Source organism: Nostoc sp. DedVER02 (assembly GCF_034530675.2).
Classification (GTDB): Bacteria; Cyanobacteriota; Cyanobacteriia; order Cyanobacteriales; family Nostocaceae; genus Nostoc.
Genome location: NZ_JAVRCP020000006.1, coordinates 118,000 through 130,983 on the forward strand (window position 1 = coordinate 118,000; position 12,984 = coordinate 130,983).

The following is a 12,984-nucleotide window of genomic DNA, read 5'->3' on the forward strand; positions in this document are numbered from 1 at the left end:
GCATTTCTTTAGCAATCCTTTGCTAAAGGAACACTTTTTATTGCCTGAATAGAAGGTAATAAATAACCTCCTATCAGATTGATTATACCTTATACCTTGAAGTACAGTCAAATGAAAAATATCTTTTTTTGCCCTGAAGAATCTAATTTCTACTCCAATTGTTTAGAAAACTTTGTGTTTAGAAACTGTAAAAATTCCGAATCTATTGTGGAGTTTGGCTCAGGAGATGGCAGCCCTGTAATTAATTCCTTATTGAGAAATAAGTTTAATGGCGTAATCCAGGGATTTGAATTAAACACTTCTGCATGGAAAGCTGCCAATTCAACCATTGATGAATACAATCTCACGAATAAATATATAATCCATAATTCATGTTTGTTTAATTCTTCTCAACCCGATGCCGATTATCTTGTAGCCAATCCACCCTATATACCCGCACCAGATAACGATATTTATATGCCGCTCTTATTTGGGGGCATAGATGGAGCTACACTTACCAACGATCTTTTATCGTTAGATTATAAAAATGTCTTGGTTTTAGTATCTAGCTTTTCTAATCCAATAAATACCTTGAACATAGCAAAACAAAATGGTTATTATGTTCAAAATTTCATGGTGTTACCTTTGGAGTTCGGCTACTATAGCTCTGAACCTAAAGTCAAAAAACACATAGAAGAACTCCGAAAAAACAAAATGGCATTTTATTCTGGCGATTATTATTTTTTAGCTGGCGTTTTATTTACAAAATCCCAGGACTCTGCAATTGATTTATCTAATCAATTAGCTCAGGTAATGACAAGTTTGTGAGTAGAAAGTGTTTCAGATTCTTGACTTATTAAATAAGTCAAGAATCTAATTTTTAATATTAAAATCGAAGATTTTCCTTCACAGCACAAGCCGTATCTGGGTAATCGCTAAATACGCCATCAATACCTAAGCTGAAAAATAGTTCATATTCCCCTTGGGGATTTCCTTGAAAATCCAGTGGCAAAAAGTAGTCTTCATTGCGGAAAGTCCAGACATGAACCAGCAAACCAGCCGCATGAGTATCAATTACTAAAGATGTAGGCGATTGCAATTTACCACTACTATCTCTAGGAACCAACAAATTTTTATGAATTCCAACCGCCCGTGCATATTTAGCAATCTCTTCTAAACCTGATGCAGTGACTAAATCTGCATAAGTGCGTTCATCGCCACTAATTACAAAATCATAAGGTTTACCACTGTTATTCACCAATTGCACCAGAGGTAAATCAGTCTTTGTAGATAAATCTTGTAAATTACTCACTTCAAAAGATTGAATGAAAACAGATGCATTAGCTCCCTGATAACCGTTGGCTGTCAGAGTTGCCAGTAGGGGTTCTTCTAGAGCTAACCCAATAGATTTAAAGTAAGTTGGGTACTTAGTTTCTGGGTAAATACCGATCGCCCGATTAATTTCTGCACTTTTAAGCTTGACTAAATCAATGATTTCTTGCAGCGTAGGAATTTCTAAGAGTCCATCATAAGGGGTATTTTGCGATCGCAATTTAGGAATTCGCTCTTTGGCTCGTAGTGTTTTCAGTTCTGCCAAGGTAAAATCTTCAGTAAACCAACCAGTTTTTGATTCGCCATCAATTATTTTAGTGGTTCGTCGGTGAACAAATTCTGTATGGTTAGCAACGTCGGTAGTTTCCGAAATCTCATTTTCGTGACGAGCAATTAAAATACCGTCTTTGGTAGAAACTAAATCAGGTTCAATATAATCAGCACCCAAGGCAATGGCTAATTCATAAGCAGCTAAAGTATGTTCTGGACGATAGCCGCTAGCGCCTCGGTGTGCAATGATAATTGGAAATCTTGTACTAATAGCCACTGACATCAACTAATCGATATCCTTCACCAACCAGTTTGTCAAAAGTAGCTTGATACTGAGATGAAGTCAATCCATGTCGCGCTTGCCAAGCTGAACCACCAGACTTTTCCCAAATAGCAGCGTAACGGTTTTGTCCGTTGACATCATAACCACTAACGCGAACTAATCGATATCCTTCACCAACCAATTTGTCAAAAGTCGCCTGATACTGAGATGAAGTCAATCCATGTCGTGCTTGCCAAGCTGGGCCGTCAGACTTCACCCAAATAGCCGCGTATCGCCCTTGTCCATTCACGCTGTAACCACTAACGTGAACTAATCGATATCCTTCGCCAACCAGTTTGTCAAAAGTCGCCTGATACTGAGATGAAGTCAATCCATGTCGCGCTTGCCAAGCTGGGCCGCCAGACTTCACCCAAATAGCAGCGTATCGGCCTTGTCCGTTGACATCATAACCACTGACATCAACCAATCGATATCCTTCGCCAACCAGTTTGTCAAAAGTAGCTTGATACTGGTCTGAGGTCAATCCATGTCGCGCTTCCCAAGCTGAACCACCAGACTTCACCCAAATAGCAGCATATCGGTTTTGTCCGTTAGCTATTGCTTGTCTTGTATCATGAGGAATTCTCTGTAACTGGACAACATCTTGAGCAATTACTTTTGTGTTTGTCTTGGGATTGCTGACACTATTAGTAAAGTTAATAGGAGCGGCAAAAGCGGAACTGATTAAAGTTGAAAGTAACACTGCACTAGAGGCGGTAAATGTTAAAGAGCGGATGAACATATTAGTAAAATAAAACAGTAAATTTGGGCAGCCCTGACTACATAGGTTTGCGTTTATTTTTTATGCAATACTCAGGTAGCAATGCTGATAATTATGAATACCCCAGATTTACAGGTGATTCCTGAATTCAAAATACTGGTTTTTTATTTGTATCTCTTTAGCATAATTTTACTATGTATTTTTAGCTTATTTCTGACCATAATAGCTAATGAAAGTCGCAATATAAGACCATGAACTCAAACGAACCTAGTACAAAACACATTTATATTGACGGTCAAAATATATTATTTCCTAGCAAAGAAGAATGGGAAACTTTGCAATTAAACCCCTTTATTGATGGTAAACCACTAGCTGTTTTAGATTTACTTTGGCCAGCGCTTGAATTTACTCAAAAATACCCTGAAATTCACTTAGGGCTTGGAAAGATATCAAATTTTAAGAAATGGATGCCATATATTTTTCTAGAAATAGAATCAAACTTTCAAAGAGTCCAGTTAGAAACTTTAAGCTGTAGTTTTTGCAATTGGCGAGGAAAAACAGCTAATCCTATGAATACGGGTCTATATTGTGGAGATGGGATAAATCAAGATTGCTTTACTCTGATGAAAGCTGCTGAAAGATATCCTGTACTTCCTTGTCCTTGTTGTGGCGATCGCTTACCAAGACATACAATTTGGGTAGAATATAGTAATAAAGATTGATTTATAAAAGCCTTGATTTCATGGGTTAGTTACGGCTATCCAAACAAAAGGCTTCATTATCTCTAAATTCTATTCGCTAGATATTTTGTAATCATTCTAATGACACAGATTAAGCCGGAAGTAAAGCGCACAGAAGAATTGCGCCAGTTATTACAACAAGCAAGCTTCGCTTATTACGTTCTAGATACTCCAATTATGGAGGATGCAGTCTATGACCAGTTATATCGAGAATTGCAACAACTAGAAATTCAATATCCAGAATTGACGACACCCGATAGTCCGACTCAGCGCGTGGGTGAGAGGCCAGCAACGCAATTTACCTCGGTGCGGCATAATATCCCCCTGTACAGTCTGGAGAATGCATTTAATATTGATGAGTTGCAAGGATGGGATCAGCGTTGGCGGCGACAAGTACCAAAAATAGACTCGGTAGAATATGTCACTGAACTTAAAATTGATGGTTCTGCTTTGGCTCTTACCTACCAAAATGGGGTTCTAGTTAGGGGTGCAACTAGAGGTGATGGAGTAACAGGTGAAGATATCACCCAAAATGTGCGGACAATTCGCTCAATTCCCTTGCGTTTGAATTTTGAAGGGTTAGAAATTCTCGAAAGGGTGGAAGTGCGAGGCGAGGCATTTTTGCCTTTGGAAGTATTTAAACAAATTAACGAAGAAAGGCAAAAAGCTGGGGAGCAATTATTCGCTAATCCCCGTAATGCCGCAGCGGGTACACTCAGACAGTTAGACTCGCGCATTGTCGCTAAACGGCGTTTAGCTTTCTTCGGCTATACCCTGCACATTCCTGGTAGAGATGACACCAGTATTGCCAATACCCAATGGGAAGCGTTGGAGTTGTTAGAAAAGATGGGTTTTCAAGTGAACCCAAACCATAAACTTTGTGCCTCGATCGCAGAAGTAGCAAAATATTATGAATATTGGGATACGGAACGCCTGAATTTACCCTACATGACTGATGGGGTAGTAGTAAAGCTGAACTCTTTTAAACTCCAAGAACAGCTAGGGTTTACGCAGAAATTCCCTCGCTGGGCGATCGCATTAAAGTACCCAGCCGAAGAAGCACCCACTCGTGTAGAAAATATTGCTGTCAATGTGGGACGAACAGGGGCCTTAACGCCGTTAGCAGAAATGCGCCCTGTGCAACTGGCGGGGACAACAGTTTCTCGCGCAACTTTACATAATAGCGATCGCATTGCTCAATTAGATATCCGCATTGGTGATACTGTCATCGTCCGCAAAGCTGGAGAAATCATTCCAGAAGTGGTAAGAGTCTTAAAAGAACTCCGTCCGGCTGATACCGAACCCTTCGTTATGCCCACCCATTGCCCAGTGTGCAATCAACCAGTGGTGCGCGAATCAGGTGAAGCGGTGACTCGGTGCGTCAATGCTTCCTGTGCAGCGATTCTCAAAGGTTCCATTGAACATTGGGTAAGTCGTGATGCTTTGGATATTAAAGGTTTGGGCGAAAAGCTAGTGCATCAACTCGTTGATAAAGTTTTAGTGCATTCTGTTGCCGATCTGTATGAGTTGACAGCAGATAAATTATGTGCATTAGAAAGGATGGGGAAAAAGTCGGCAGAGAAATTAGTGGATGCGATCGCTCAATCAAAAAATCAACCTTGGTCAAGGGTATTGTATGGTTTAGGTATCCGTCACGTTGGCAGTGTAAATGCCCAATTGTTGACTCAGAAATATTTCACCGTAGACCAGTTAGCCACAGCAAAGCAATCAGATATTGAAGGAATTTACGGTATTGGTGCTGAAATCGCCCAGTCTGTATACCAATGGTTTCGGATTGATGCCAATCAAAGATTGATAGAACGCTTGCAAGCAGAAGGATTGCAATTAACTGCCCCAGAAGAAACAAAAACAGTTGGTGATGGTAATCCAAAGTTTGCAGGCAAGACTTTTGTCGTTACAGGGACATTGCCAACCTTAAAGCGAGATGAGGCAAAGGCTTTGATTCAAAAAGCCGGTGGAAAAGTGACTGATTCTGTGAGTAAAAAAACAGATTACTTGGTGGTAGGAGAAGATGCCGGTTCTAAATTAGAAAAAGCACTCTCTTTAGGAATTACACAATTAAGCGAGGCGCAGTTGTTGGAAATGCTTAACGAATAGGGGCAGGGGGCAGGGAGCAGGGAGCAGGGGGAATTTCTATAAAAAGGAGGGAATTAGAGCAAAACTAAATTCCTTAGAGTTATGTGTAGCAAGCCCGCAAGGTGCGTAAGAATGGGTAATTTAAAATATCTTAATTTTATACTACTGTAAATCGGTAGATTTATAGTATGATATTTTTCAAATGCGTAGGCGTAGCCCGCCGTAGGCATCGCTTCCTTTGGTATGTTGTTTGCACTTTATGGCTACATACCAAAGAAAGCGAATCAAACAATGGAGAATTTACATGAGCAACAAACACATTGAAGTCAAACAGGTAGCTGGTTTCATTGGTGCTGAAATTAGTGGCGTAGACCTTTCACGTCCTTTGCACGATGATGCAGTCAAAGAAATTCGTCAAGCACTATTGAAGTGGAAAGTCATATTCTTTCGCGGTCAAAACATCGATCATGCTGCACAGGTTGCATTTACATCTCGTTTCGGCGAAGTGACTTATGCACATCCCCACGAAGATGAGCCGATAGAAGGCTTCTCCGAAATCCTGCCAATTGACCGCAGCCGCTACGAACGGCGTAATGGTCTACGGCGTTCCAGCTATGAGAGTCGCTGGCATACCGATGTAACGGCTGTTGTCAACCCGCCTGCGGCATCAATTTTGCGTGCGGTTAACGTTCCTAGTTTCGGTGGTGACACACAGTGGACTAATTTGGTAGCAGCCTACGAGGGTCTATCAGCACCCTTGCGGGCACTAGCAGACGGATTGAAAGCTGAACATCGCTTTAATGCGCGTTTGAATCTGCCCAGCAATAGCAAGATCGCCCAGCGCATTGCAGCCAATCCATTAGTTTCAATCCACCCAGTCGTCAGAGTTCATCCTGAAACAGGCGAACGAGCATTGTACGTGAATCCTGGTTTCACCTCGCACATTCTGGACGTATCACGACAAGAAAGCGACCTGCTGCTTGAGTTGTTCTTCAACCAAATCACCAAGCCTGCCTACACCACTCGCTTCCGTTGGAATAACGGTGACATTGCCTTCTGGGACAACCGCGCCACCTCGCATTTAGCCCCACAGGATCTCGATCATTTGGAAGTCGAGCGCGTTCTCTATCGCACCACCATCACAGGTGACATTCCAGTTGGGCCTGATGGTTTCCGATCGCAAGTTGTTGAAGGTGAGGCGTTCAGCAGCGAATTACCAACTATTTTAAAGAACAGAGCCGAGAAGTTGGAAGCAGAACCAGTGCTTTCGTAAATCTACATGAGGCTTTACCCAACTGCGCGAGTTGATAACAAGGGGCGAAATCCCCTTGTTAATTTTTCTTACTGTGAGAAAACTGTTATAGCTTTTCCCGATCAAATGAGGTGTATCATAGTCCCCTCCTTGCTTGCGGGGAGGGGGTTGGGGGTGGGGTTCTTGTATCTCACCAGACTGGAAAACGCTATATATTTATGAGGAATTTTACCAAAATATTGATAATATTGATAGCGATCGCGTTTAACCCTGGAATCCTAGTTGATCGTTTATCCTAAAAATGGTTAAAGGGAAATTTGAAGTTTTATTAAATAAAATTAATGTCTGAACAAAAGCCTATAAGTCCTTGGAACTACAAACCTTGGTGGTGTCAGCCCTGGTCTATAGTTCTCACAGGTGTAACTCTAATCAGTGCTAGCTGGTTACTATTTAAAACTATCTGGCTAACAGTTCTCGTCTCAATCCCTGTAGTTATATGGATGGGATTTTTTGTATTGTTTTGGCCACAACTAATGATTCGTAGTGGTGTTTTAGAATCGTATAAAGACTAATTTTAGCTCGATGTGCTACTGAAATATTACTCCAAGGAAAGGAAATCATCAAAACGGAATTCATCTGCAAGTCGTATAAAATTAATTCTGTTAGCGGTAGCGGGGCGTTTAGCCCATTCTGACTCCTGACTTGTGAATTCTATTTCGATAATTTCCGTTATATTTATCAGGTAGCGGGTAAGTCTTCTTCAGGCAAGATTTCATCTATACTGAGTACCCACGGAATACCATTATCTGCTGGAGAGCTAACAGTAATTCTACCTCTGTTAGTAAATCTTTTTAACATTTCGGTAAATTGGGGAACAGTTGTCATGATGTTATGATAACTTTCTATATCAGGGCAAATCATGATTAACATCATAATCCCACTATTAATTTTGAAATACCAATGGCAACTTGACAGCAAAATGCGGGTGATGCGATCGCTTGCTAAGAAAAAGTTTTTTTTCGTTGCTTCTTCAAGTTGTCTGAACAGTATTTCACTCAACTGAATTGTCATATTTGAAGGCAAATCATCTGGAGATAGGTAGGGCTGGCTCATAAGTTTTTGTGCGTTTTAAGGCATTAACAACCTGAAAGTTTTGCAGGATTAATATTACAGAAAATTCCAGTTATCATAATTGTTTATCTTGGGTAACAATCCACATCAAATCTAACCACAATTGAGGATAAACTTTCTCGATCTGCGATTTTGGATCATGCAAAAGATTTGTAGCATTCAAGCAAACAACTTCAACTAGACCCAGATATTCTGCCACTTCTATCAGTAAATTTTTCTCTGCTACTACAGCAGAAAGCAGTCTGTCAGGACAGTAAATCCTTATATATTTGGTATGAGCGATATACGCTCCTTTTGAACGAGAATTTAGCACTTTTATATAGCAGCGGCGTAATATTTCCCACGCTTCTGGATGAGCTTGCTCAATAATAAGGGTAAATTGTTGGGCTAAGTCTTCTTCGGTAATCATTACTCTCTCCATCATTGTGCTAAAAATTGTAATTTCATCTCATCTCTGTACAGAAAAGGTGACGCAGCATTGCTAATGCTGTGTGCATTTTTTCTCTGAGTAAAATTAACAATTTTTAGTTTGGGTAAAATTCACCCAGGCGGCAGAATTGCTTGCTAAGTTTTCTACGGCTTATGTTAGTTTCCTATCAAGCATCAAAGCTGAAACCGATTCATAAAACTGTATCAATCGCTGCTTTTTACCAAATTAATTGGTAAAAAGCTGTTACTAAAAAAAGAATTAAGGAGCCACAATAACTGTTGTGCAAGTGACAGATGAATAAAGTCCAAAATTTTTGCATAACGCAAGAAAATTTGCGAAATTTATGATATTCTTGTTTTAGAGGGAATCAAGAGTGCGATCGCCACCGGAAAGGGCGGGTACGCCATCGCACAAAAAGTCTTTGAATAAAAATGGTATACATTCAAAGATTGTGCTTTGCCTTGGTAGATTTAGTTAAATCCGCTACGGCTTTTTGAAAGTGAGAGATTAAAGCCAATGAAGCAGGATAGTAATCTTCGTAATAACTTGAAGTCAATTAGAACCCGTCTAGGCATGAGCCAGCAAGACTTGGCGAACATTGCTAGTGTTACCCGTCAAACCATTAGCGGTGTAGAGTCGGGACAATATGCGCCCTCAGTTGCGATTACACTCCGCCTAGCAAAGGCACTTGGTTGTCAAGTCGAGGATCTATTCTGGCTAGAGCAGGATTTACCTGAAATTGAAGCAGTTCTTGTCAAATCTGTTCCTTGCGATCGGCAACTACGAGTCAGTCTGGCTAGGGTTGGGGGGCAATGGATAGCTTATCCCTTAATTGGCAAGGATGCTTTTCGCCAAGACATGATTCCAGCTGATGGAGAGAGTGAAAACCGGACTGGTACAGATAAAGTCCGAGTCCGACTCCTCGACGATAATATGGACACACTTCACAATACAGTTGTGATTGCTGGCTGTGCGCCTGTGATTTCACTGTGGGCGAGAGCTACCGAACGTTGGCATCCCCAGTTACGAGTCCAATATAACTTCGCTAACAGCATGGCTGCATTACACAGTTTATGTCGAGGTGAAGCTCACATCGCTGGTATGCACCTATATCACCCCGAAACCGGGGAGTATAACATTCCCTTTGTCCGTGATGTTCTTTCTGGAAAAGAAGCAGTTGTGATTACGCTGGGATTCTGGGAGGAGGGGCTGATGGTGCAGTCTGGTAATCCGATGGGAATCAGAACAGTTGCTGACTTGGTGCAAGCGAGAGGAACTATTGTCAATCGGGAAACAGGTTCCGGTAGTCGTTTACTTTTGGAACAAACACTTCAACAGGAGCAAGTGCCATTCCATGCTGTTCAAGGCTTTGACTGTATTGTTCAAAGCCACCAAGATGTTGCCCAAGCAGTAGCATTAGGGGTTGCCGATGCAGGTATCAGCACGGCATCTGTAGCTACTACCTTTGGGCTGGGGTTTATTCCTCTGCATCAGTCACGATATGACTTAGTGATTCTCAAAGAATATCTAGACGAAGCGCCGGTACAGCAGTTACTCAGTACTTTGGGACATCGGCTAGTTCACTCGCAATTTGAAGTTCTGGGCGGCTATGACACAAGCAAAATCGGGGAAGTTGTAGCAACCATTTAGAGTGGATTGCAATTTGGTTGGTTTGGTTATGGGGAAAACTCTGCATAAATTTAAATTCCTGCTGTAATCACTCTTGAGGCTTGAGCAACCATTTGGGATTGTCTGACAACAACTGACAATGCTTAGGTGAGAATTTTCCAGACTTTGAGTTTTTCTATATCGGTTCATCTCTGCGCTTCTGTGCAGAGATGAACTGGAGCGGGCTGCAAAATTCAATTTAGCGATCGCTCATCAACCAACAGACTAAATAGACAATTGTAGGATAAATCATCATGTCCGACGAAAAAATTAGACAGATTGCTTTCTACGGTAAAGGCGGTATTGGTAAATCTACCACCTCCCAAAATACCCTAGCTGCGATGGCAGAAGTGGGTAAACGGATTTTAATTGTAGGATGCGACCCCAAAGCTGACTCTACCCGTTTGATTCTGCATTGTAAAGCCCAAACCACCGTATTGCACCTCGCCGCCGAACGGGGTGCTGTCGAAGATATTGAACTTGAAGAAGTGGTGATCACTGGCTTCCGAAATATCAGATGCGTAGAATCTGGTGGCCCAGAACCTGGTGTTGGTTGCGCCGGTCGGGGAATTATCACCGCCATCAACTTTTTAGAAGAAAACGGTGCTTATCAAGATGTAGATTTCATATCCTACGACGTGTTAGGTGACGTTGTATGTGGTGGTTTCGCCATGCCGATCCGTGAAGGTAAAGCTCAAGAAATCTATATTGTTACCTCCGGTGAAATGATGGCGATGTTTGCTGCTAATAACATTGCCCGTGGTGTTCTCAAATATGCTCACACTGGCGGCGTGCGCTTGGCTGGTCTAATTTGTAATAGTCGTAAAACAGACCGGGAAGACGAACTGATTAGCACACTAGCAGCCAGACTAAGTACCCAGATGATTCACTTCGTCCCCCGCGACAACATCGTGCAACACGCAGAATTGCGCCGGATGACTGTCAACGAGTATGCACCTGATAGCGGACAAGCTAATGAATATCGGACATTAGCGGATAAGATTATCAACAATCAATTTTTCGCCGTCCCTACACCTATTGAAATGGATGAGCTAGAAGATTTGCTGATTGAATTCGGTATTCTCGAAAGCGAAGAAAATGCTGCAAAACTAACTAATGCTGCCATAGCTCAAGCAGATGGTGAGAAGAGGCAAGAAGATGCCCAAGGTGAAGCACTAGAAGCACTTGCAAAAGGAAACGTCGAAATCGTTGCAGGTAGCTAAAAAAGTGAGTTCGGTTGTGTACCGAATGGCACTAAGAAAAGGGAAAATCGTTGAGGCTCTTGGGTGCAGAGGAGCGGAGGGGCAGGGGAGAAAGAAGAAGTTTTAAGCATTGCGTTCGGATATTTAGAAACTCCCCTCTGCCCCCCTGCTCCTCTGCAATCCTTACACTGCATACCCTTCAGCTTAACTTAGTGCCATTCGGTTCTGTACCTTTACTCAAAGTCTAGCTAAAGAAAAGATGGATTTTCCAACTTAGGGAACTGGTATTAGCGGCACATTTTCATTTTTGCTTTGAGTCTGTTTAGTTGTCTGCCGCGCCCCTTCGTGCAGCCTCTAGCAGAAAACAAACTGAAAGGACAAGTCCGAGGGTTGGAATTTAACCCTCGGAATTTCTCCGCATCTACACAAATTAGTAGTATCAAAAAAATCCAGTTTTGACAGTATAATAAGTTTTGATAAATTTCAGTTTACATTGAGAATTTTCAACCTGGCTTTGGGCACAAGACCTTGTAAGCATAAGAATACTCAGGGAATTTGCACAGTAAAAGCTAGGGTGACATGAACAACAGAGCAAACCAGAGGCATGAAGAACATCATGCAATACAATATTTCTGTATACTCAACCGAATGTTGATTTCCGTTGCAGAGATGTTTATATCACCCAGCCTTGATGCTGGAAAGTTAACCCTGCGGTTGTTGCAAAATTTCCAGCGTATCAGACTTCCCTGGCTAAGGCTCAGACACTCACCCGTGAAAACACCAGCTGCTCCTCTACCTGAAAATGAACCAGAAAGGCTCAAAGCATTGGTGGACTACAATATTCTGGATACTCTACCCGAACAAGCATTTGATGACCTAACTGCTCTAGCTGCCTATATTTGTAAGACTCCAATTGCTTTAATTAGCTTAGTGGATAGCGATCGCCAATGGTTTAAATCTAAGATTGGACTAAAAGCTAGGGAAACACCTAGAGAGTGGGCTTTTTGCTCCCATGCCATTTTGCAAGCAGAGAATATATTAGTAGTTCCCAACGCCATCAAGGACGATCGCTTTGCTAATAATCCTTTAGTCAAAGGTAATTATAAAATTCGTTTTTATGCTGGTGCGCCACTAGTTACACCCAATGGTTTGCCCATCGGAACGTTATGTGTGATGGATACCGTTCCTCGTCAGCTAAGTTACCAGCAGTTAGATGCACTACGCCGTTTAACTCGGCAAGCGATCGCTCAGATAGAACTCATTCAAGAAGTTCGCAACCGCAAACAAGCAGAAATAGAAGGAAGGCAGTTATCGCTAACCGATGAACTAACAGGTTTGCATAACCGACGTGGCTTCTTCATGATGGCTGAACAACAGTTGAAAATTGCTCACCGGATGAGATTGTTGTGCTGGGTTATCTTCATTGATTTAGACGGGCTAAAACAGATTAACGACAACCTTGGTCATGATATGGGAGATGCATTGATTGTTGATGCTGGTCGATTACTTAAGCAAAGTTTTCGGAAATCGGATGTTGTTGCTCGCTTGGGTGGAGATGAATTTATTGTTTTCATCTCCGGTTACTTTAAAGATGCTGATAGCATCGAAGCGTGTCTGCAAGTAAATATTGCCAACTTTAATCAACAGCAAAACCGTAGCTATGAACTTTCGATGAGTATGGGAATAGAGCGTTACTTACCAGGAAGTAATATGTCACTAGAACAACTAATTGCTAGTTCTGACGAATTAATGTATGCGAATAAGCGTCTCAAGCGAGAATCTGTTGTTTGATGGTGGGAATTGGGAATTGGGAATTGGGAATTGGTATTGTAGCAATTAA

Annotated in this window: 12 protein-coding genes; 8 read left to right on the plus strand and 4 right to left on the minus strand. The window is 41.7% G+C overall.

Features of this window, described 5'->3' with window-relative positions; all coding sequences use genetic code 11:
• Positions 1-111: 111 nt before the first annotated feature.
• On the plus strand, positions 112-807 hold the full coding sequence (locus RMZ41_RS09650) for an SAM-dependent methyltransferase (RefSeq protein WP_322640092.1): 696 nt from the start codon (positions 112-114) through the stop codon (positions 805-807).
• A 58-nt stretch (positions 808-865) separates the two neighbouring features.
• Here the strand turns inward: RMZ41_RS09650 and RMZ41_RS09655 are convergent, their stop codons facing one another.
• Together RMZ41_RS09655 and RMZ41_RS09660 are read right to left on the minus strand one after the other, a co-directional pair.
• Positions 866-1,864, minus strand: coding sequence for a glycerophosphodiester phosphodiesterase (locus RMZ41_RS09655; protein ID WP_322640093.1), 999 nt, complete (start codon positions 1,862-1,864; stop codon positions 866-868).
• Entirely contained in the window at positions 1,848-2,645 is a 798-nt protein-coding gene (locus RMZ41_RS09660) for a hypothetical protein (RefSeq protein WP_322734360.1), read from the minus strand. The genes RMZ41_RS09655 and RMZ41_RS09660 overlap by 17 nt, the downstream gene beginning before the upstream one ends.
• 230 nt (positions 2,646-2,875) lie before the next feature.
• Between RMZ41_RS09660 and RMZ41_RS09665 the strand changes: the two genes are divergently transcribed.
• The 4 genes from RMZ41_RS09665 (at position 2,876) to RMZ41_RS09680 (ending at position 7,285) form a co-directional block, all read left to right on the plus strand.
• Positions 2,876-3,346, plus strand: coding sequence for a hypothetical protein (locus RMZ41_RS09665; protein WP_322640095.1), 471 nt, complete (start codon positions 2,876-2,878; stop codon positions 3,344-3,346).
• Between the two features lie 99 nt (positions 3,347-3,445).
• On the plus strand, positions 3,446-5,482 hold the full coding sequence (gene ligA, locus RMZ41_RS09670; RefSeq protein ID WP_322640096.1) for an NAD-dependent DNA ligase LigA: 2,037 nt from the start codon (positions 3,446-3,448) through the stop codon (positions 5,480-5,482).
• Positions 5,483-5,765: 283 nt separating this feature from the next.
• Positions 5,766-6,734 carry a TauD/TfdA dioxygenase family protein gene (locus RMZ41_RS09675; protein ID WP_322640097.1) on the plus strand — a complete coding sequence of 323 codons (969 nt, stop codon included), beginning with the start codon at positions 5,766-5,768 and terminating at the stop codon, positions 6,732-6,734.
• 320 nt (positions 6,735-7,054) lie between these two features.
• Positions 7,055-7,285 (plus strand): DUF6737 family protein, encoded by a 231-nt coding sequence (locus tag RMZ41_RS09680; RefSeq protein ID WP_322640098.1) that lies wholly within the window; start codon positions 7,055-7,057, stop codon positions 7,283-7,285.
• 166 nt (positions 7,286-7,451) lie between these two features.
• Here the strand turns inward: RMZ41_RS09680 and RMZ41_RS09685 are convergent, their stop codons facing one another.
• Together RMZ41_RS09685 and RMZ41_RS09690 are read right to left on the minus strand one after the other, a co-directional pair.
• Complete coding sequence (locus RMZ41_RS09685) at positions 7,452-7,826, minus strand: hypothetical protein (protein WP_322640099.1); 375 nt, start codon at positions 7,824-7,826, stop codon at positions 7,452-7,454.
• A 73-nt stretch (positions 7,827-7,899) separates the two neighbouring features.
• Positions 7,900-8,253, minus strand: a complete 354-nt coding sequence (locus RMZ41_RS09690) for a hypothetical protein (RefSeq protein ID WP_322640100.1) — start codon at positions 8,251-8,253, stop codon at positions 7,900-7,902.
• A gap of 537 nt (positions 8,254-8,790) precedes the next feature.
• Here RMZ41_RS09690 and RMZ41_RS09695 point away from each other — a divergent pair.
• The 3 genes from RMZ41_RS09695 to RMZ41_RS09705 all read left to right on the plus strand — a co-directional run bounded on the left by RMZ41_RS09695 (position 8,791) and on the right by RMZ41_RS09705 (position 12,935).
• The gene (locus tag RMZ41_RS09695; protein WP_322640101.1) at positions 8,791-9,924 is read left to right on the plus strand and encodes a substrate-binding domain-containing protein; all 1,134 of its coding nucleotides are present in this window, start codon (positions 8,791-8,793) and stop codon (positions 9,922-9,924) included.
• 272 nt (positions 9,925-10,196) lie between these two features.
• On the plus strand, positions 10,197-11,165 hold the full coding sequence (gene nifH, locus RMZ41_RS09700) for a nitrogenase iron protein (protein WP_322640102.1): 969 nt from the start codon (positions 10,197-10,199) through the stop codon (positions 11,163-11,165).
• 558 nt (positions 11,166-11,723) lie between these two features.
• Entirely contained in the window at positions 11,724-12,935 is a 1,212-nt protein-coding gene (locus tag RMZ41_RS09705) for a sensor domain-containing diguanylate cyclase (RefSeq protein WP_322640103.1), read from the plus strand.
• Positions 12,936-12,984: the final 49 nt, after the last annotated feature.

Bases quoted from the DNA above. Each gene is read 5' to 3' on its own strand.
- RMZ41_RS09650 (WP_322640092.1), top strand. From the start codon at position 112: ATGAAAAATATCTTTTTTTGCCCTGAAGAATCTAATTTCTACTCCAAT.
- RMZ41_RS09655 (WP_322640093.1), bottom strand. From the start codon at position 1,864: ATGTCAGTGGCTATTAGTACAAGATTTCCAATTATCATTGCACACCGA.
- RMZ41_RS09660 (WP_322734360.1), bottom strand. From the start codon at position 2,645: ATGTTCATCCGCTCTTTAACATTTACCGCCTCTAGTGCAGTGTTACTT.
- RMZ41_RS09665 (WP_322640095.1), top strand. From the start codon at position 2,876: ATGAACTCAAACGAACCTAGTACAAAACACATTTATATTGACGGTCAA.
- ligA (WP_322640096.1), top strand. From the start codon at position 3,446: ATGACACAGATTAAGCCGGAAGTAAAGCGCACAGAAGAATTGCGCCAG.
- RMZ41_RS09675 (WP_322640097.1), top strand. From the start codon at position 5,766: ATGAGCAACAAACACATTGAAGTCAAACAGGTAGCTGGTTTCATTGGT.
- RMZ41_RS09680 (WP_322640098.1), top strand. From the start codon at position 7,055: ATGTCTGAACAAAAGCCTATAAGTCCTTGGAACTACAAACCTTGGTGG.
- RMZ41_RS09685 (WP_322640099.1), bottom strand. From the start codon at position 7,826: ATGAGCCAGCCCTACCTATCTCCAGATGATTTGCCTTCAAATATGACA.
- RMZ41_RS09690 (WP_322640100.1), bottom strand. From the start codon at position 8,253: ATGATTACCGAAGAAGACTTAGCCCAACAATTTACCCTTATTATTGAG.
- RMZ41_RS09695 (WP_322640101.1), top strand. From the start codon at position 8,791: ATGAAGCAGGATAGTAATCTTCGTAATAACTTGAAGTCAATTAGAACC.
- nifH (WP_322640102.1), top strand. From the start codon at position 10,197: ATGTCCGACGAAAAAATTAGACAGATTGCTTTCTACGGTAAAGGCGGT.
- RMZ41_RS09705 (WP_322640103.1), top strand. From the start codon at position 11,724: ATGAACAACAGAGCAAACCAGAGGCATGAAGAACATCATGCAATACAA.